Below are 20,305 nucleotides of genomic sequence, written 5' to 3'. Positions count from 1 at the left end.
TCACCTTCTTTAATTAACTAGGACTTAATCCTTTATTTTGTTTAACGGTAATATACTGTTATTTATGGCTAAGCCTTTTATCTCTTAAATTAATTTAATTTCACTATCTTTAAAATAGGGTTAGATTATTATAAAAAATAATAATCTAACAATTCTTAAAAATACACTTACAAGTATTTATCGGCCTATTAATTATTTTTATTTAGCTGCTTCTTTTTCATTAGCCCACTCATCAACTACTTTTGATTTAACATCTTCCCATTTCAGATTTCCATTAGCATACTCAAGTAAAGCTGATCCAAAATCATCTTTAAATGTTTGACTTGGGAAAGAAACAAAGTTCCAGTCTACATTGTATAAATCTTTATTTCCTAAGTATCTTAAAACTTCTTTAGCTAAAGGATCTTGTGGTGTTTCAGCATCCTTAAATGTATCAAATGGAGCTATAAATCCTAATTCTTCTGTTACATGTTTTTTACCAGTTTCAGAAGTAAATAACCACTCAACGAAAGCTATAGATGCTTTTTGGTCAGCTTCTGAAGCTTTGTTGTTTATAGAGAAGAAGTTTTCAGTTCCTATAGAAATACCTTGTTTTTCTTCACCTTTAACACCTGTATATATAGGCATGAATTTAACATCGTCTTCTTTAACAGTATTTCCTTCAACTTCTGCTATTTGACTCCATGCCCAGTTACCATTTTGAACCATAGCTGCTTTGCCTAGTGCAAATTCAGCCATTGAATCAGATACTGTTTTACTTCCTAATAAAGTAGGAGCACAAGTAGAATTGTTTATGTATAAATCAAATATATTTTTGTATTGATCAGCATAAGTAAAATCTATCTTATCTAGATCAGTTACATCTTTATCTTTATATTCATAATATATAGGTAAGTTAGCTAAGTGAGTTTGCCATCTCCAGTCTTCCCCAGGAGTTAATGATGTAGAAGCAAATACACCATCTATTCCTAACTTATCTTTTTTAGTTTGCATATCTTCTGCTACTTCTTTTAATTTATCATAGTTATTTATCTCATCCATAGATTTAGCTTTTGCACCATCTAATTTAAAATATTTTTCCATTATTGCATTATTATATATAATCCCATATCCCTCTTCAACATAAGGTATACCATACACTCCATCTCCATCTTTAACAGCCATATCTTCGTTTAATAAGTGCTTATATAATTCTGTATCTTTTAAATCAAGGCAATAATCTTTCCATGATTGATATCCTACTGGACCATTTATTTGGAATAGTGTTGGAGCATCTTCTTTAGCTATTTCTGATTTTAAAGTTTGTTCATAAGTCCCACTCGCAGCTGTAACTACTTTTACTTTTACGCCTGTTTCTTTTTCATAATCTTCAGCTATTTTTTTCCATTGTTCTTCCTGTTCTGGTTTGAAGCTTAAGTAGTATACTGAACCTTTTTCATCGTCTTTGGAGCCATCACCAGAAGACGAACAACCCGTTAATGCTACAGTTGCCATAACTGCAGATAAAGCAATCGTTAAATACTTTTTAAGTTTTATCATGATATTTCCCCCTCATATATTTTTATTCTATCTCCGGAAAGGTTTCCGATAACGTTTCCAAAATAACGTTTTCCCTTCCAGGTAATAAAATAGTAACACCCATTTTTCTAAAAATCAATAATTTTCACAATATATTTTTAATTATATGAAATCAGCTATGTACACATATAAATTTATCTTTTATAGTGGACATAGCCACTTATCTTCTATTTTAATTTCCAAATATCATTATTATATTCTGCAATAGTTCTATCTGAAGAAAAATACCCAGCTTTACTAATATTGACTAACATTTTCTTTGACCATTTTTCCCTATTTTCATATTCTCTAAATACCTCCTCTTTTTTCTCACAATATGATTGGAAATCTAATAGGGCCATAAACCAGTCTTTTCTCATTATTTCCTTATATAGTCTTATAAGATTTTCTTCACAGCCAATGTTCATAAGGTTATCACTAACAATAAAATCTACCACTTCTTTTATATTTTTATTTTTTATATAGAAATCAAGAGGATCATAGTCTCCATCTACATAATGTTTTATTACATTATCACTGCTTTCTCCAAATATGAATATATTTTCATCTCCAACAAGTTCATGTATTTCTACATTAGCACCGTCTTCTGTTCCAAGAGTTAATGCACCATTTAACATAAACTTCATATTCCCTGTTCCACTTGCCTCTTTTGATGCTAATGATATTTGCTCTGATATATCACATGCAGGTATTAGTTTTTCAGCTGCAGTTACATTATAATTTTCTACCATTACAACTTTTAAATATTTACTCACTTCTTTATCATTATCTATAAGTTCTTGTAAACACAAAATTAAATGTATTATGTCTTTTGCTATTGTATAAGCCGGGGCTGCTTTTGCACCAAATATAACAGTTATAGGTGTTGTTGGTATATTTCCTTTTTTGATTTGTAAATATTTATAAATTACATATAAAGTATTCATCTGCTGTCTCTTATACTCATGTAGCCTTTTTATTTGAATATCAAATATAGAGTTTTCATCAATTTCTATATTTTGAACTTTCTTAAGATAATTTTTAAGCCTTCTCTTATTCTCCTGTTTAATATCTAATAACTGTTGAAGAACTTCTTTGTTATCAATATGTTTAATTAAGTCTTGTAATTTTTCTCCATCCGCTTTAAATTCATTTCCTATTAGCTCTTCTATCATCTTAGTTAATTTAGGATTACAATGCACTAGCCATCTTCTAAATGTTATTCCATTTGTTTTATTGTTAAATTTTTCGGGATATATTTCATAAAAGTTATTTAATTCATTGTTTTTTAATATATCAGTATGAAGCGATGCAACTCCATTTACACTAAATGTATAATGTATGTCTATATGAGCCATATGAACATTTTTATTTTTATCTATTATATATAATGATTCCTCATCATATTTTCCTCTAATTTTTTTATCTAATTCTTTAATTATTGGTACAAGTTGTGGAACAGCTTTTTCTAAATATGCTATAGGCCACTTTTCTAATGCTTCTGCTAATATAGTATGATTAGTATAAGCGCATGTTTTAGATACTATTTCTATAGCTTCATCCATTTCAATTCCTTTTTCAACTAAAATACGTATAAGTTCAGGAATAACCATAGTTGGATGGGTATCATTTATTTGTATTACAGCATAATCATATAAATCATGAAGGTTACATCCCTTTGCAATACATTCATCTAGTATGAACCTAGCTCCATTACTAACCATAAAATATTGTTGGTAAATACGAAGAAGTTGTCCTTTTTCATCACTATCATCTGGATATAAGAATAAAGTAAGATTTTTCTTAATATCTTCTTTGTCAAAATTAATTCCGTCTTTTACTATACTTTCATCAACTGTTTCAATATCAAATAAATGAAGTTTATTCGTTGTATTATTATATCCGGTTATATTTATATCATATAATCTAGACTTTAATGAAAATCCATGAAAATCAATATCATAAGTTATATTTGTTTTTTTCAACCAACTATGTTTTTCAATCCATTCATTTATTTCTTCGTTTTGTAAATTATTTTTAAATATTTGTTTAAATAAACCAAAATGATAATTTAATCCTATTCCATCTCCTGGAAGACCTAAGGTAGCTATAGAATCTAAAAAACATGCAGCTAATCTTCCAAGTCCGCCATTTCCCAAAGATGGTTCCGGCTCTACTTCTTCTATCTCAGATAGACTTTTTCCATTGTCATTTAATTTTTTTTTAATTTCATCATAAATACCTAAATTTATTAAGTTATTTGATAATAACTTTCCAATTAAAAACTCTGCTGAAATATAATATAGCTTTTTTTTATCTTGCTTTTCATTTACCTTATTTTCCCCAAACTCTTGTACCATTTCTAATATAGCATAGTAGATTTCTTCATTTGAACAAAATGAAATATCCTTATTGCACTTAGACTTTAATATTTTTGATAAATTCAAAGATAATCTCCCCTCCTGATTCTCATCTATCGTTGGAAACGTTTTCGGTAACGTTTCCAAGGAAACCCAAATCTATTTTCTATATCATTTGAGTTATATTGTTTATGCTTTTTTAGAATCATTGTTTTAAGGTTATTATAATTTATAAACTTTTTTTTTACAACAATATTTATTTTATAAATTTATATAATAAAAAAGCATACCAAATAGGTATGCATGTAAATATATTTCTAAATAAAAGATTACGTGGCTACGTGCTACTCTCCCAGGGGGTCGCCCCCCAAGTACCATCGCCGCTCAAGAGCTTAACTTCTGTGTTCGGAATGGGAACAGGTGTATCCTCTTTGCTATAATAACCACATAATCTTTATATAAAGTATTAACTTTTGTTAGTACTTTCAAAACTGCTAACATTTAATGTTTTCATTAACTATTTTTAGCAACTGAAATCTTCCTTATAATTATATAATCAAAGATTTAGTTGGCGATATTAACCTTTAGGTTTATTTTGGTCAAGTCCTCGACCTATTAGTATCAGTAAGCTACATATGTTGCCACACTTCCACCTCTGACCTATCAACCATGTAGTCTTCATGGGGTCTTAACCTTACGGTGGGAAATCTTATCTTGAAGTAGGCTTCGCGCTTAGATGCTTTCAGCGCTTATCCTTTCCGTACTTAGCTACCCAGCTATGCCCTTGGCAGAACAACTGGTACACCAGCGGTACGTCCATCCCGGTCCTCTCGTACTAAGGACAGGTCTCCTCAAATTTCCTACGCCTGCGACGGATAGGGACCGAACTGTCTCACGACGTTCTGAACCCAGCTCGCGTACCACTTTAATGGGCGAACAGCCCAACCCTTGGGACCTACTACAGCCCCAGGATGTGATGAGCCGACATCGAGGTGCCAAACCTCCCCGTCGATGTGGACTCTTGGGGGAGATCAGCCTGTTATCCCCAGGGTAGCTTTTATCCGTTGAGCGATGGCCCTTCCATGCGGTACCACCGGATCACTAAGTCCGACTTTCGTCCTTGCTCGACCTGTATGTCTTGCAATCAAGCTCTCTTCTGCCTTTACACTCTACGTACGATTTCCGACCGTACTGAGAGAACCTTTGAGCGCCTCCGTTACTCTTTAGGAGGCGACCGCCCCAGTCAAACTGTCCACCTGACAGTGTCCCACTACCTGATTCAAGGCAGCTGGTTAGAATCCCAGTACTACAAGGGTGGTATCCCAAGGATGGCTCCACACAGACTGACGTCCATGCTTCATAGCCTCCCACCTATCCTGTACATGTAGCACCGAGACTCAATGTCAAGCTACAGTAAAGCTCCATGGGGTCTTTCCGTCCTGTCGCAGGTAACCGGCATCTTCACCGGTATTACAATTTCACCCAGTCTGTTGTTGAGACAGTGCCCAAATCGTTACGCCTTTCGTGCGGGTCGGAACTTACCCGACAAGGAATTTCGCTACCTTAGGACCGTTATAGTTACGGCCGCCGTTTACTGGGGCTTAAGTTCACTGCTTCGGTTACCCTAACAGATCCCCTTAACCTTCCAGCACCGGGCAGGCGTCAGCTCCTATACATCGTCTTGCGACTTAGCAGAAACCTATGTTTTTGGTAAACAGTCGCTTGGGCCTATTCTCTGCGGCCATGTTTCCATGGCACCCCTTCTCCCTAAGTTACGGGGTCATTTTGCCGAGTTCCTTAACAACAGTTCTCTGGCTGGCCTTAGGATACTCTCCTCACCCACCTGTGTCGGTTTGCGGTACAGGCACCTTTAACCTCGATAGAGACTTTTCTCGACAGTGTGAAATCAGCTACTTCGCTACTAAATTTCGCTCCGCATCGTACCCCAGCATTATTCAGGCGGATTTGCCTACCTGAACTGCCTCAATACTTGCCCGCACATAACCAACAGTGCGGTTAGCTTATCCTACTGTGTCATCCCATTTCTCAAACGGTTATTGGTGGTACAGGAATATCAACCTGTTGTCCATCACCTACGCCTTTCGGCCTCGGCTTAGGTCCTGACTAACCCAGGGCGGACGAACCTTCCCCTGGAAACCTTGGGTTTACGGCCTGTGGGATTCTCACCCACATCTCGCTACTCATGCCAACATTCTCACTTCTATACAGTCCACATCTCCTTACGGTAATGCTTCAATCCATATAGAAAGCTCTCCTACCCATCATAAATGATGCCGTAGCTTCGGTAGTACGTTTTAGCCCCGGAAATTTTCGGCGCAGGATCACTCGACCAGTGAGCTATTACGCACTCTTTAAATGAGTGGCTGCTTCTAAGCCAACATCCTGGTTGTCTGTGCAATCCCACATCCTTTACCACTTAACGTACATTTAGGGACCTTAGCTGACGATCTGGGCTGTTGCCCTTTTGACTATGAATCTTATCACCCACAGTCTGACTCCCAAGCATAAGAATACGGTATTCGGAGTTTGATAGTCTTCGGTAAGTGCAATACCCCCTAGGACATTCAGTGCTCTACCCCCGTTTCTCTAAATCTTGAGGCTAGCCCTAAAGCTATTTCGGAGAGAACCAGCTATCTCCGGGCTCGATTGGAATTTCACCGCTATCCACAGGTCATCCCCGAGCTTTTCAACGCTCGTGGGTTCGGTCCTCCACGAAATTTTACTTTCGCTTCAACCTGCCCATGGATAGGTCGCCCGGTTTCGGGTCTACGTCAACTAACTATACGCCCAGTTAAGACTCGCTTTCGCTGCGGCTCCACACCTTAAGTGCTTAACCTTGCTAGGTAACGTAACTCGTTGGCCCGTTCTACAAAAAGTACGCAGTCACACAAATAATGTGCTCCTACAGCTTGTAAGTGTAGGGTTTCAGGTTCTCTTTCACTCCCCTCCCGGGGTTCTTTTCACCTTTCCCTCACGGTACTATACGCTATCGGTCACTAGGTAGTATTTAGGCTTGGAGGATGGTCCCTCCTGCTTCCCACAGGGTTTCACGTGTCCCGTGGTACTCTGGATCATATCTGAAGTCTTCTTGTTTTGACTACGTGGCTTTTACACTTTATAGCGGAGCTTTCCAACTCTCTTCGTCTACAATAGCCTCTTCGTTATGATATGTCCGCAACCCCAGTGAAGAAAACTTCACTGGTTTGGCCTGTTCCGCGTTCGCTCGCCGCTACTTACGGAATCGAATTTCTTTCTCTTCCTCCGGGTACTTAGATGTTTCAGTTCCCCGGGTTCCCCTCGCATAGCTATGTATTCACTATACGATACTTAGACATTACTCTAAGTGAGTTTCCTCATTCGGAAATCTTGGGATCACAGTTTACGTGCAACTCCCCCAAGCTTATCGCAGCTTATCGCGTCCTTCATCGGCTCCTAGTGCCAAGGCATTCGCCCTACACCCTTAATAACTTGACCAGTTATTAAATTTGATATTTTTAAAAGTTATCTTCTTTATATGATATATTTTTTAAGAAGTTTATCTTCTTCTTTATATAATGTCATATCACTAAATGTTATGCAGTTTTCAAAGTACTAAAATGCTTACTTAATAAGCACTAATTTTGAGTTTTCATAAAGAACCCTCAAAATTAAACAGTAGGTTAATTCTCCCTAGAAAGGAGGTGATCCAGCCGCACCTTCCGATACGGCTACCTTGTTACGACTTCACCCCAGTTATTGATTTCACCTTCGACACTCGCTTCCCAAAAGGGTTAGCTAAGTGGCTTCGGGCGCCCCCAACTTCCGTGGTGTGACGGGCGGTGTGTACAAGACCCGGGAACGCATTCACCGCAGCATTCTGATCTGCGATTACTAGTAACTCCAGCTTCATGTAGGCGAGTTTCAGCCTACAATCCGAACTGAGAATGGCTTTAAGGGATTAGCTCGGCCTCACGACTTGGCTGCCCTCTGTACCACCCATTGTAGCACGTGTGTAGCCCTAAGCATAAGGGGCATGATGATTTGACGTCATCCCCACCTTCCTCCAGGTTATCCCTGGCAGTCCCTCTAGAGTGCCCAACTTAATGCTGGCAACTAAAGGCAAGGGTTGCGCTCGTTGCGGGACTTAACCCAACATCTCACGACACGAGCTGACGACAACCATGCACCACCTGTCACTTCTGTCCCCGAAGGGAAAAATGCGATTAGGCATCGGTCAAAAGGATGTCAAGCTTAGGTAAGGTTCTTCGCGTTGCTTCGAATTAAACCACATGCTCCGCTACTTGTGCGGGTCCCCGTCAATTCCTTTGAGTTTCACTCTTGCGAGCGTACTCCCCAGGCGGAGTACTTAATGCGTTAGCTGCGGCACCGAGGGGGGTAACCCCCGACACCTAGTACTCATCGTTTACGGCGTGGACTACCAGGGTATCTAATCCTGTTCGCTCCCCACGCTTTCGTGCCTCAGTGTCAGTTACAGTCCAGAAAGCCGCCTTCGCTACTGGTGTTCCTCCTAATATCTACGCATTTCACCGCTACACTAGGAATTCCACTTTCCTCTCCTGCACTCAAGTCTCCCAGTTTCAAGAGCTTACTACGGTTGAGCCGTAGCCTTTCACTCCTGACTTAAGAAACCACCTACGCACCCTTTACGCCCAGTAAATCCGGATAACGCTAGCCCCCTACGTATTACCGCGGCTGCTGGCACGTAGTTAGCCGGGGCTTCCTCCTCAAGTACCGTCATTATCTTCCTTGAGGACAGAGTTTTACGACCCGAAGGCCTTCATCACTCACGCGGCGTTGCTGCATCAGGCTTTCGCCCATTGTGCAATATTCCCCACTGCTGCCTCCCGTAGGAGTTTGGACCGTGTCTCAGTTCCAATGTGGCCGATCACCCTCTCAGGTCGGCTACTGATCGTCGCCTTGGTAAGCCGTTACCTTACCAACTAGCTAATCAGACGCGGGTCCATCTCATACCGCCGGAGCTTTGATAAGAAATACATGTGAATTTCTTATGTTATCCTGTATTAGCATACCTTTCGGTATGTTATCCATGTGTATGAGGCAGGTTACCCACGCGTTACTCACCCGTCCGCCGCTCTTCACCGAAGTGAATCGCTCGACTTGCATGTGTTAGGCACGCCGCCAGCGTTCATCCTGAGCCAGGATCAAACTCTCATAAAAAAGTTGTCCATCGCTCAGACTAATCATTATCTGAATATCTGGCTTGGTTTGTTTGTTGTTTCAGTTTAATTCTTAAAGAATTAATTTATTGTTAACCTACTGTTTAATTTTCAAAGTTCTTTCTGGTGGACCATCAGGGACTCGAACCCCAGACCTACCGGTTATGAGCCGGGCGCTCTAACCAACTGAGCTAATGGTCCACTTTTTTGGTGCCGAAGACCGGAATCGAACCGGTACGAAAGTATAAGTTTCGCAGGATTTTAAGTCCTGTGCGTCTGCCAGTTCCGCCACTTCGGCATGCACCAAATTTGGCTACGTCCTACTCTCCCAGGAGGTTGCCCCCCAAGTACCATCAGCGCTCAAGAGCTTAACTTCTGTGTTCGGAATGGAAACAGGTGTATCCTCTTTGCTATAATAACCAAATTTTATTTTCCTTTTTTAGTACGAGTATTATATTAACATTTTTCAAAACTTTTGTCAAATGTTTTTTACTCTTTTTAATTTTTCTTATTTAAGAAAAATTAACCTATCACCTAAGTGATACTTTTCTTTTGCTCCATTTCTCTGGCGCAATAAATAATATACACTATATTAAGTGATAGGTCAATAGTTTTTTATATATTTTTTTCATATTCTTTTTTTAGCTTTTCTATTATCTTTCTTTCAAGTCTAGAAATAGTCATTTGAGATATATTCAATTCTTTTGCTAGAGCTGATTGTGTTTTTTCCAAATAGAACCTGCCTTTAAAAATCTGAACTTCTAATTCATTTAATGTTTCTATAAATTTTTCTAAGAAATCTTTATATTCTATATCATTAAAACTTTCTTCTTTGTCTGCTATTTTATCCATTAAAGATATATTTTCTTCTGAATCACTGTTAGTAGTTGCATCTAACGATACTGGTTGATATCCATAAGATGCCTCCATAGACTCTAATACTTCTTCCTCTGTGCATCCTAAATATTCAGCAATTTCTTTTACTTTAGGATGTTTTTTATTTTGTTGTTCTAGTACAACTTTAGCTTCACTTACCTTTTTACTTAGTTCTTGAACCCTTCTGGGAACTCTTAGGGTCCACACTTTATCTCTAAAGTACTTTTTTATTTCACCCACTATTGTAGGTGTAGCAAAACTTGAAAATTCAAATCCTTTTTCTATATCATATCTATCTATAGCGTATATTAATGCTAAAGAAGCAACTTGGTATATATCATCAAATTCTACTCCTTTATTAATATACTTTTTTGCTAAGATATTAACTAAATATAGATGTCTTTCAATTAATATATCTCTTACTTCTCTATTCTTTTCTTTGCTATAAAGTTTAAAAAGTTCTTTAGTTTCCATATTTAGGTAATCTGTAGCATTAGCTACCCTCTTCATTACATATCAACTCCTAAATACTTTGTCATTTTTATACTAGTTCCCTTTCCTTCTTGTGATTCAACAATTACTTCATCCATAAGAGATTCTATTATAAATAGTCCCATCCCACTCTCTTTAAGATTATCTATATCTGGTTCACTTACAGAGCTTCTATCATATCCTTTACCATTATCTATTATTTCTATAGTTAATCCATTTTCTATCATTGAGTATATAATTGTAAATCGATCTTCTGAGCTATGTTTTATAGCATTTGTACAAGCTTCGGATATAGCCACTTTTAAATCCTCTATATCATCAATACAAAAGCCTACTTTATTTGCAATACCAGAAGTAGTTAATCTTATTATACTTACATACTCTGGATTTGCTGTAATCTCCATTTTTATTGTTTCGCAAGTCAAAACTATCCCTCCAATTTAAAAATCTTATCTAAACCTGTTATATTGAATATTTTTCTTACGTTATTCTTAGGTCTTTCTATATAGACTTCTTTATTCTCTATCTTTAATCTTTTTAGAATTCCTATCATTACTCCAAGCCCAGTTGAATCTATATATTCTAAATCTTCAAGATCTAACCTCATGTCTATATTTTTCTCGTCAACTAATTTATGTAGGCATTTTTTTAATTCATCTGCTGTAGATACATCTAATTCTCCTTCAAGTGAAACTTTCCAGAAATCATTTGCTGTATCTAATATTGAATTTATTTTTATTGACATTATTTTACCTCCTGTTTAATGTGCTATTTTTTAAAAAACTTGAATACTCTAAATAAGCTACTAATCTTAGTTACTATATCCATAATTTCTCTCACACTTTTTGTTATATGTGCAGCATTGTCTATTATATCGGTTATATGTCTTTCATTAACATCTATTAATCTATTTGTTCTTTCTACAACCTTATTGGCGCTATTCAATACTTTTGCTAAATATATAGCTACTATAAAAAAGCTAGCACCAAATAAAACTGCCCCTATTTGCCAGCCTAATGCATTCATTACTTATCTCCCTCTTCAAAGCTCTTACTTATTAATATATCTTCTTCTGATATTTCTATATTACTATCTTCTATTATTTCATCTTTTATAGATATGATTTTTTCTTTAACGCTATCAAATGTTTCATGTAGAACATCTTTTGGATTTTCTTTTACTTCTATTAATTTTTCTTTAGCTTCTTTTCTTATTTCAGAACCTTCTTTAGGTGCTAAACATAATCCTGTTACAAATCCAGCTACTGCTCCTAATACTAAGTATAATCCCTTTTTTGAACTCATAGTAATTTCTCCTTTTTATATTTATTAATTATATATTACAAATAAATATGGAAAAAGAATAGGATAAAATCCTATTCTTCATCTATATTTATTTTTGCAATCGAAACTACATTTACTTCGTCTTCGGTCTTCATTAATTTAACCCCACTTGTTACTCTTCCATAAATTGAAATTCCTTCAACTTCCAGTCTTATAAGTATTCCATTAGAGTTAATCATCATTATTTGATCTATCTCTGAAACCATTTCAGCTCCAACGATTTTACCTGTCTTTTCAAATATATTATATGTTTTTATTCCTTTTCCAGCTCTACTTTGAACTCTATATTCGTTAATATCTGTTCTTTTGCCGAATCCTTTTTCACTTACTACTAATAATTCCTGACCTTCGTCTGTTAAGTTCATAGAAACTACTCTATCGTCTCCTGATAAAGTTATACCTTTTACACCCATGGCTGTTCTACCCATATGTCTTATATCTGTTTCATTAAATCTTATAGACATTCCGTTTTCAGTAACTAAAAGGACATCTTTTTCACCGTTTGTAATTTTAACATCTATTAATTCATCATCACTTCTAAGCCCAATTGCTATTAATCCTGATTTATTAATATTTTTAAATTCTTCACGTTTAGTTTTCTTTACGATACCTTTTTTAGTAGCTAATAGTAAGAATAGCTCATCATTATTTGAATTATCTACTGGAATTAGAGTAGTTATTTTTTCATTTGGTGCTAATTGTAATAGATTTACTATAGCGGTTCCTTTTGCCTTTCTCTTTCCTTCTGGAATTTCAAAAGCATCTAGTCTAAATACTCTACCTTTATTTGTAAAGAATAATAATCTACTATGTGTAGTTGTTGTAACTAAATGTTTTACAAAGTCTTCTTCTCTAGTAGACATTGCTGATATTCCTTTACCACCTCTATTTTGACTCTTATATGTATCTAGAGGTACTCTCTTTATGTAACCAAAATGAGTAAGAGTAATTGCTATTTCTTCATCATCAATTAAATCTCTCATATTGATTTCACCTTCAGCATGTCTTATTTCTGTTCTTCTCTCATCTGCATATTTTTGTCTTATAGCTATAATTTCTTCTTTTATAACACCTAAAAGTAGTTGTTCATCTGCTAATATAGATCTTAAATATTCTATTTTTTTCATTAACTCACTGTATTCATCTTCTATCTTTTCTCTCTCTAATCCAGTTAGTCTTTGTAATCTCATATCTAAGATAGCTTGAGCTTGTACATCTGTTAATCCGAATTTTTCTATTAGTCCATTTTTAGCTTCTTGAGTTGTCTTAGAAGCTCTTATTAGACTTATTACAGCGTCTATATTATCTAGTGCTATTCTTAATCCTTCTAATATATGTGCTCTTGCTTCTGCTTTATTTAATTCAAATTTAGTTCTACGTGTAACAACATCTTTTTGATGTTCAACATAGTAATATAGCATTTCTTTTAAATTTAATACTTTAGGTACACCATTAACAAGTGCAAGCATTATTATACTGAAAGTATCTTCCATTTGAGAATGTTTATACAGATTGTTAAGAACTATGTTAGCATTAGCATCTCTTTTTAGTTCTATAACGATTCTCATACCATTTCTATTACTTTCATCTCTTAAATCAGAAATACCTTCTAATTTTTTATCTTTAACTAGTTCAGCTATTCTTTCAACTAATCTAGCTTTATTTACTTGGTAAGGAATTTCTGTAACAACTATTTGTTGTCTTCCTTTCGGTAATTCTTCTATCATAGCTCTAGATCTAACTTTTACTTTACCTCTACCAGTTCTATAAGCTTCTGCTATATTTTCTTTTCCCATTATTATTGCTGATGTTGGGAAATCTGGTCCTTGTACATACTTCATTAATTCTTCTATGCTACAATCTGGATTATCAATTAAATGTACTGCTGCATCAATTGTTTCACCTAAGTTATGCGGTGGAATAGATGTAGCCATACCAACTGCTATACCATTAGATCCATTTACTAATAAGTTTGGATATCTTGATGGTAATACTGATGGCTCTTTTAAAGACTCATCAAAGTTTGGTACAAAGTCTACAGTTTCTTTATCTATGTCTCTAAGTAATTCCATAGCTAATTTACTCATTTTTGCTTCTGTATAACGCATTGCTGCTGGTGAGTCACCATCTACAGAACCAAAGTTACCATGACCATCAACTAAAAGTCCTCTAGTTGAGAAGTCTTGAGCCATTCTTACCATTGCAAAGTATACTGCTGTGTCTCCATGTGGATGGTACTTCCCTAGAACGTCCCCAACAATACGTGCTGATTTTCTATAAGGTTTATCTGGCGTTAAATTTAAATCATTCATAGAGTAAAGTATTCTTCTATGAACAGGCTTTAATCCGTCTCTTACATCTGGTAATGCACGACCAACTATAACACTCATGGCATAATCAATATAGGATTTCTTCATTTCACTTGCTATTTCTATAGGGAGTATCTTTTTATTTTCTTCCATTTTTACTCATCCCCTTTCTTATATATCTAAGTTTGTAACATATGTTGCATTTTCTTCTATAAATTCTTTTCTTGGTCCAACCTTATCTCCCATTAACATAGAGAATACTTGATCTGCAATTACAGCATCTTCAATTGTAACTTGTAATAATGTTCTTGTTTCTGGGTTCATTGTTGTATCCCATAGTTGCTCAGCGTTCATCTCTCCAAGACCTTTGTATCTTTGAAGTTCAACACCAGTTCTTCCTATTTCCTCTAATAAAACTTCTAACTCTTTATCTGAATAAACATAGTATTCTTTCTTTTGTTTTTTAACCTTGTATAGAGGTGGTTGTGCTGCATAAACATATCCATTCTCTATAAGAGGTCTCATGTATCTAAAGAAGAATGTTAATAATAGTGTTCTAATGTGAGCACCATCTACATCGGCATCGGTCATGATTATAATTTTGTGATATCTAGCTTTTTCTAAATCAAAGTCATTTCCTACGCCACAGCCGTAAGCGGTTATCATATTTTTTATTTCATCGGAAGATAATATTTTATCTAATCTTGATTTTTCTACGTTTAATATCTTACCTCTAAGTGGTAGTATTGCTTGTGTATGTCTATCTCTACCTTGTTTTGCAGATCCACCGGCAGAATCCCCTTCGACTAAGAATATTTCACTTTTTGCAGGATCTTTCTCTGCACAGTCTGCTAATTTCCCAGGTAATGATGTACTCTCAAGAACACTTTTTCTTCTTGTTAGTTCTCTAGCTCTTTTTGCAGCCTCTCTAGCTCTTTGAGCTCTTAAACCTTTATCAACTATAATTCTAGCTGTTGTTGGATTTTCTTCTAAGAATGCTCCTAGTTCTTCTACTGTTACGCTATCTACACTACCTCTCATATATGTATTACCTAATTTAGTCTTTGTTTGACCTTCAAATTGAGGTTCTGGTAGTTTAACTGATATAACAGCTGTAAGACCTTCTCTTATATCTTCACCTGTTAAATTTCCCTCATTTTCTTTTATTAACTTATTACGCTTAGCATAGTCATTTACAGTTTTAGTTAATGCTGTTTTAAATCCTGCTAAGTGAGTTCCACCTTCGTGTGTATCAATATTATTTGCAAATGAGAATATATTTTCTGTATATCCATCAGTATATTGCATTGCTATTTCAACGATAGAATCGCCTATTTTTTTATCTATGTGAACTATATCTTCATGTATAGCTGTTTTTGTTTTGTTTAAGTATTTAACAAACTCTACTAGACCACCATCGTAATGGAATTCTTTTTTACGCTCACTATCTACTCTTTTATCTTCAAATACAATTCTTACTCCCTTATTTAAGAAAGCAAGCTCTCTAAGTCTATGTTCTAATATTTCATATTTGAATTCAACTTCATCGAATATAGTTTCATCTGGCATGAAGCTTATTATTGTTCCTGTATGATGAGACTCTCCAACTACTTCTAATGCTGAAGTTGCCATCCCTTTTCCATAATTTTGTCTATATATCTTTCCATCTCTATATACATCTGCAACTAACCATTTTGACAATGCATTAACTACAGATATACCAACTCCGTGAAGTCCACCAGATACCTTGTATCCTCCTCCACCAAATTTACCTCCTGCGTGTAAAACTGTTAAAACTGTTTCTAAAGTAGATTTTCCAGTCTTAGGATGAGTTTCAACAGGTATTCCTCTACCATCATCCTTTACAGTTACACTACCATCATCATTTAGACTAACATATATTCTGTCGCAATAACCTTGTAATGCTTCATCTATACTATTATCAACAATTTCATAAACTAGATGGTGTAATCCTCTTGGTCCAGTAGATCCTATATACATACCAGGTCTTTTTCTAACTGCTTCTAGACCTTCTAGTACCTGAATCTGACTTGCGCCATACTCTTGTTGTTTCATTTAGTTACCTCCATTCTGTATACTAATTACTTTACCTTTTTCTATATTAAAAATAGTAGTATTATCTTTATTAAATATACTTTTATGCGCTATTTCTGCTGTAGTTATAAACATTTGTACATCTTCTAAATTTTCTACTAGTAGTTTTTGCCTCGTTTCATCCAATTCACTAAATACATCATCTAGTATTAATATAGGATTTTCTCCAACCTCATTTTTAATTAGCTCTATTTCTGATAATTTCAATGAAATAGAAGCTGTCCTTTGTTGCCCTTGTGAACCATATAGTCTTACATCTAATTTATTAACAAATATATTTAAGTCATCCTTATGAATACCATATCTTGTAGTTCTCACTTCCATATCATGTTCTCTACTTTCAATTAACTTATTATAAAATCTTTCTTTCACTTCCATAACAGTATCTTCATCACTTATATTCATTTGATTCTTATAAGTAATTTGTAAGTCTTCTATATTGTTAGTTAATCTAGTATGCATAGAATTTGCTATGTTAGAAATTTTCTTGATAAAATCTCTTCTAATAATATATATATAGCTACCATATTGAGACAAGCTTTCATCATAAACATCTAATAAGTTCGTATCTATATTTCTATTTTTAAGAACTCTATTTTTTTGACTTAATATTTTATTGTAATTTATTAAATAATTATAATATTTGGGCATTATTTGACTTATTTCTTTATCTATAAATGATCTGCGTTCTCTTGGGCCATCTTTGACTAACCTTAAATCTTCTGGAGAAAAAATTACTACATTTAAATTTCCAAGTAATTCTTGAATTTTTTGGATGTGTATCTTATTTACTTTAATTCCCTTTTTATTTTTTCCAATTGCAACTTCTATTAAACCATTTGTATCGTATTTAGTATAATTTCCTCCAACATACAAACTTTCCGTATCAAATTTAATAATTTCTTTATCTTTACTCGTCCTAAAAGATTTGCCAAAAGATAGCATATAAATAGATTCCACTATATTTGTTTTTCCCTGTCCATTTTTACCAACTAAGAGATTAACATTTTTATTAAAATCTATGTACAGATTGTCATAATTTCTAAAGTTCATTAATTTTAAGCTATTAAGCTGCATTAAAGGGACTCCTTTTTACACTACCATTATTGAGTTTCCTTCAACTTCAATAAGATCTCCTGGTCTGATTTTTTTTCCTCTTCTTGTTTCAACTTCGCCATTAACTTTTACTACGCCTTCTTGTATTAAAAATTTGGCATGTCCGCCAGTTGAAGCAATATCAGCAAGTTTTAAGAATTGATCTAACTTAATATACTCTGAATCTATGGCTATTTCTATCATGTTGACTCCTCCTATTTCTTATTCGTTAAGTATTTATTATACCATAAAAATAATAAAAACCCAACTAAATGCAGTTGGGTTCCAAGTCTTATATATTTGAAGCTATCCTTACAGGAAGTAATAAATATATATATTTAATACCATCAACTGGCTTAATTATACATGGATTAACATTAGTGGTAAATTCGATGAATATTTCTTCACTTTCTATATTTTTTAATCCTTCTAATAAATATCTTGAGTTAAAAGCAATATCTAAGTAATCTCCCTCTAATTCTAAATCTACTTCTTCGTAAACATTACCTTTTTCAGTATTAGATGTTATTGCCAGTGTATTATCTCTTATTGATAATTTTATTAGATTATTTCTCTCTGATTGTGATAATAAAGATGCTCTCTCTATACTATTAAGTAAGCTTCTAGTATTTAATTTAATCCTAGTATTATGTTCTCTTGGAAGTAATTTTTTATACTCAATAAATTCTCCATCTAGTAATCTTGTTATTATTTTTGTTTCATTTATCATGAAAATTGCATTTTTATCGTCAAATCCAATTTGAACTTGTTCCTCTGTGGATAAAAGACTGTTTACATCATTTAAAGTTTTTCCTGGTATTATAACTTTTGCATTTGCATTTAAGTTTTCCACAGAACAACTTCTTACTGCTAGTCTATAACCATCTATAGCAACTAAACTAACTTCTCCATTAACTATCTCTAATAACTCTCCCATTAAAACTGGTTTTGTTTGATCTTGAGATATGGCAAATACAGTTTGTTTAATCATATTTTTTAGGATATCTTGTGGCACGTTATATAAGTTATCTTTACTTACGTTAGGTAACACAGGATACTCCTCTGAGCTATCTCCCTTAATTTTGAATTTTGAGTTTAAACAATTTATATAAACGTTATTATCATTATCTGTTTCAATTTCAACAAATGAATCTGGTAGTTTTCTTATTATATCTCCAAAAAGTCGAGCATCTATAACAATGCTTCCCTCCTCCGATATTTCTGCTTGTGCATAAGTTTCTATACCGATTTCTAAATCATATCCAGTTAAAACTATTTGATCTCCTTTAGCTACTATTAAAATTCCTTTTAACAAATCAAAGTTTGTTTTTCCATTAATAGCTTTTTGTACAATACTTATTTTATGAGCTAATAGTTTTTGATTACAAATTATTTTCAATGTGGATAACCTCCTTGTAGCATTTTAATAAAAATATATATAAAAACAATAGTAGTTGTAGTAGTAGGTGCTGTGGATAAAGTGGATAAACATATCAATCCAAATAAAGCAAAAGATATTAACCTGTATACAAAATGTTAATATCTTATAAAAACCCTCTTAATTACATTGTGAACAAAATCTTAACAAAAAATCTATTAACATTGCAGCAATAGTTATTAACAGACAAAATGTGAATAAATTATCCCTTTAAATCTGAGATTATTTTATCTATTTTGTCCTTTATTTGTTGGTTTTCTTCTATATCCTTAGTTATTTTATCATGAGCATGAATTACTGTTGTATGGTCTCTTCCACCAAACTCACTTCCTATCTTAGGTAATGACAAATCAGTAAGTTCACGGCAAATATACATTGCTATTTGTCTAGGATATGCTATTGTTCTTGTTCTTTTTTTAGAATTAAAGTCGTCCATTTTTATGCTAAAAGCTTCTGAAACTTTTTCCTTTATTCTGTTTACTGTTATTTCTTCACTTTTTGGATTTGATATTATATCCTTTAAAGCCTCAGTTGCAAGCTCAAGTGAAATATTTTTGTTTGTAAGAGACGAATATGCAACAACTCTAGTTAGAGCACCTTCTAATTCTCTTATATTTGATTTAATGTACTTAGCTATGTAAGTCATTACTTCATTTGGAACATTTATGTTTTCTAATTGTGCTTTTTTTCTAAGTATGGCAATTCTCGTTTCGAAATCCGGTGGTTGAATATCAGTTATAAGACCCATTTCGAATCTTGATCTTAATCTGTCTTCTAATGTAGGGATTTCTTTTGGTGGTCTATCACTAGATATGATTATTTGTTTATTTGCTTCATGTAATGCATTAAATGTATGGAAAAATTCCTCTTGAGTTCCTTCTTTTCCAGCAATAAACTGTATATCATCTATTAATAGAACATCAACATTTCTATATTTATTTCTGAATTCTTCATTTTTATCATTTTTTATTGAGTTTATAAGCTCATTTGTAAATTTTTCTGAAGAAACATAAACAACCTTAGGGTCTTCTTGTTGACACATTATATGATGTCCGATAGCATGCATTAAATGCGTCTTTCCAAGACCAACTCCTCCGTACAAAAACAAAGGATTATATGCTTTAGCTGGAGATTCAGCTACTGCTACACAAGCTGCATGGGCAAATCTATTACTATTACCTATTACAAAGGTATCAAAAGTGTATTTAGGATTTAAATTGGGATAACTTTTTTTGATAGTAGTAGATTTATCTTCTTCATTAGTATCTTGTATTTCTTTTTCGTCTAAAATAAATTTGATCTGATATTTTTTTAGGGATAATTGGCTTATACAACTTTCAATTAAGTTTAAGTATCTATTTTCAAGTATGTTTTGTATAAATTCGTTTGGAGCCAAAAAAATAAGCTCATTAGATATTTGTTTTAAAGGTTTTATTTCCTTAAAAAAAGCATTAAAGCTGGCTGTAGATACCTCACCTTTTATTAGTTGCAAAGTTTTTTCCCATAAAGAAACTATATCCAT

13 protein-coding genes, 2 tRNA genes and 4 rRNA genes are annotated in these 20,305 nt (G+C 34.0%); all 19 read right to left on the bottom strand.

All coding sequences use genetic code 11. From position 1 onward, the window contains the following. Positions 1–198 precede the first annotated feature (198 nt). Positions 199–1,539 (bottom strand): ABC transporter substrate-binding protein, encoded by a 1,341-nt coding sequence (locus tag TEGL_RS00095; RefSeq protein WP_018590920.1) that lies wholly within the window; start codon positions 1,537–1,539, stop codon positions 199–201. A 206-nt stretch (positions 1,540–1,745) separates the two neighbouring features. Then, a complete protein-coding gene (locus TEGL_RS00090; RefSeq protein ID WP_018590921.1) occupies positions 1,746–4,004 on the bottom strand; it encodes a glycogen/starch/alpha-glucan phosphorylase in 2,259 nt (752 codons plus the stop codon). A gap of 244 nt (positions 4,005–4,248) precedes the next feature. After that, positions 4,249–4,365: ribosomal RNA gene (gene rrf, locus TEGL_RS00085) — 5S ribosomal RNA — on the bottom strand. A 147-nt stretch (positions 4,366–4,512) separates the two neighbouring features. Beyond that, positions 4,513–7,412: ribosomal RNA gene (locus tag TEGL_RS00080) — 23S ribosomal RNA — on the bottom strand. Positions 7,413–7,611: 199 nt separating this feature from the next. Beyond that, a 16S ribosomal RNA gene (locus TEGL_RS00075) occupies positions 7,612–9,116 on the bottom strand. 123 nt (positions 9,117–9,239) lie between these two features. Next, a tRNA-Ile gene (locus tag TEGL_RS00070) sits at positions 9,240–9,316 on the bottom strand. Positions 9,317–9,323: 7 nt separating this feature from the next. Further along, a tRNA-Leu gene (locus tag TEGL_RS00065) sits at positions 9,324–9,413 on the bottom strand. A gap of 9 nt (positions 9,414–9,422) precedes the next feature. Continuing rightward, positions 9,423–9,539 (bottom strand): 5S ribosomal RNA (gene rrf, locus TEGL_RS00060). Together the 16S, 23S and 5S rRNA genes with 2 tRNA genes alongside form the textbook arrangement of a ribosomal RNA operon. A 191-nt stretch (positions 9,540–9,730) precedes the next feature. Beyond that, entirely contained in the window at positions 9,731–10,501 is a 771-nt protein-coding gene (locus TEGL_RS00055) for a SigB/SigF/SigG family RNA polymerase sigma factor (RefSeq protein WP_018590064.1), read from the bottom strand. Next, entirely contained in the window at positions 10,501–10,908 is a 408-nt protein-coding gene (locus tag TEGL_RS00050) for an ATP-binding protein (protein WP_018590065.1), read from the bottom strand. The genes TEGL_RS00055 and TEGL_RS00050 overlap by 1 nt, the downstream gene beginning before the upstream one ends. Positions 10,909–10,910: 2 nt before the next feature. Next, positions 10,911–11,228: an STAS domain-containing protein gene (locus tag TEGL_RS00045; protein WP_018590066.1), complete on the bottom strand. Its 318-nt coding sequence runs from the start codon at positions 11,226–11,228 to the stop codon at positions 10,911–10,913. Between the two features lie 23 nt (positions 11,229–11,251). Continuing rightward, complete coding sequence (locus tag TEGL_RS00040) at positions 11,252–11,509, bottom strand: DUF948 domain-containing protein (RefSeq protein ID WP_018590067.1); 258 nt, start codon at positions 11,507–11,509, stop codon at positions 11,252–11,254. Next, positions 11,509–11,787, bottom strand: coding sequence for a YtxH domain-containing protein (locus tag TEGL_RS00035; RefSeq protein WP_018590068.1), 279 nt, complete (start codon positions 11,785–11,787; stop codon positions 11,509–11,511). Before TEGL_RS00035 ends, TEGL_RS00040 begins: the two co-directional genes overlap by 1 nt. A gap of 71 nt (positions 11,788–11,858) precedes the next feature. Then, positions 11,859–14,288 carry a DNA gyrase subunit A gene (gene gyrA / locus TEGL_RS00030; RefSeq protein ID WP_018590069.1) on the bottom strand — a complete coding sequence of 810 codons (2,430 nt, stop codon included), beginning with the start codon at positions 14,286–14,288 and terminating at the stop codon, positions 11,859–11,861. A gap of 18 nt (positions 14,289–14,306) precedes the next feature. Continuing rightward, positions 14,307–16,211: a DNA topoisomerase (ATP-hydrolyzing) subunit B gene (gene gyrB, locus TEGL_RS00025; protein WP_018590070.1), complete on the bottom strand. Its 1,905-nt coding sequence runs from the start codon at positions 16,209–16,211 to the stop codon at positions 14,307–14,309. Then, the gene (gene recF, locus TEGL_RS00020) at positions 16,212–17,327 is read right to left on the bottom strand and encodes a DNA replication/repair protein RecF (protein WP_018590071.1); all 1,116 of its coding nucleotides are present in this window, start codon (positions 17,325–17,327) and stop codon (positions 16,212–16,214) included. 15 nt (positions 17,328–17,342) lie between these two features. Next, positions 17,343–17,549 carry a S4 domain-containing protein YaaA gene (gene yaaA / locus TEGL_RS00015; RefSeq protein ID WP_018590072.1) on the bottom strand — a complete coding sequence of 69 codons (207 nt, stop codon included), beginning with the start codon at positions 17,547–17,549 and terminating at the stop codon, positions 17,343–17,345. Between the two features lie 88 nt (positions 17,550–17,637). Then, a complete protein-coding gene (dnaN, locus tag TEGL_RS00010; RefSeq protein WP_018590073.1) occupies positions 17,638–18,744 on the bottom strand; it encodes a DNA polymerase III subunit beta in 1,107 nt (368 codons plus the stop codon). A 241-nt stretch (positions 18,745–18,985) separates the two neighbouring features. After that, a complete protein-coding gene (gene dnaA, locus TEGL_RS00005) occupies positions 18,986–20,305 on the bottom strand; it encodes a chromosomal replication initiator protein DnaA (RefSeq protein WP_018590074.1) in 1,320 nt (439 codons plus the stop codon).

It is taken from the genome of Terrisporobacter glycolicus ATCC 14880 = DSM 1288, assembly GCF_036812735.1.
GTDB lineage: Bacteria > Bacillota > Clostridia > Peptostreptococcales > Peptostreptococcaceae > Terrisporobacter > Terrisporobacter glycolicus.
This window is presented reverse-complemented; position numbering and strand designations above follow the sequence as displayed.

Excerpts from the sequence above, each read along its gene's own strand:
- TEGL_RS00095 (WP_018590920.1), bottom strand. The coding sequence starts at position 1,539 with ATGATAAAACTTAAAAAGTATTTAACGATTGCTTTATCTGCAGTTATG.
- TEGL_RS00055 (WP_018590064.1), bottom strand. The coding sequence starts at position 10,501 with ATGAAGAGGGTAGCTAATGCTACAGATTACCTAAATATGGAAACTAAA.
- TEGL_RS00045 (WP_018590066.1), bottom strand. The coding sequence starts at position 11,228 with ATGTCAATAAAAATAAATTCAATATTAGATACAGCAAATGATTTCTGG.
- TEGL_RS00040 (WP_018590067.1), bottom strand. The coding sequence starts at position 11,509 with ATGAATGCATTAGGCTGGCAAATAGGGGCAGTTTTATTTGGTGCTAGC.
- TEGL_RS00035 (WP_018590068.1), bottom strand. The coding sequence starts at position 11,787 with ATGAGTTCAAAAAAGGGATTATACTTAGTATTAGGAGCAGTAGCTGGA.
- gyrA (WP_018590069.1), bottom strand. The coding sequence starts at position 14,288 with ATGGAAGAAAATAAAAAGATACTCCCTATAGAAATAGCAAGTGAAATG.
- gyrB (WP_018590070.1), bottom strand. The coding sequence starts at position 16,211 with ATGAAACAACAAGAGTATGGCGCAAGTCAGATTCAGGTACTAGAAGGT.
- recF (WP_018590071.1), bottom strand. The coding sequence starts at position 17,327 with ATGCAGCTTAATAGCTTAAAATTAATGAACTTTAGAAATTATGACAAT.
- yaaA (WP_018590072.1), bottom strand. The coding sequence starts at position 17,549 with ATGATAGAAATAGCCATAGATTCAGAGTATATTAAGTTAGATCAATTC.
- dnaA (WP_018590074.1), bottom strand. The coding sequence starts at position 20,305 with ATGGATATAGTTTCTTTATGGGAAAAAACTTTGCAACTAATAAAAGGT.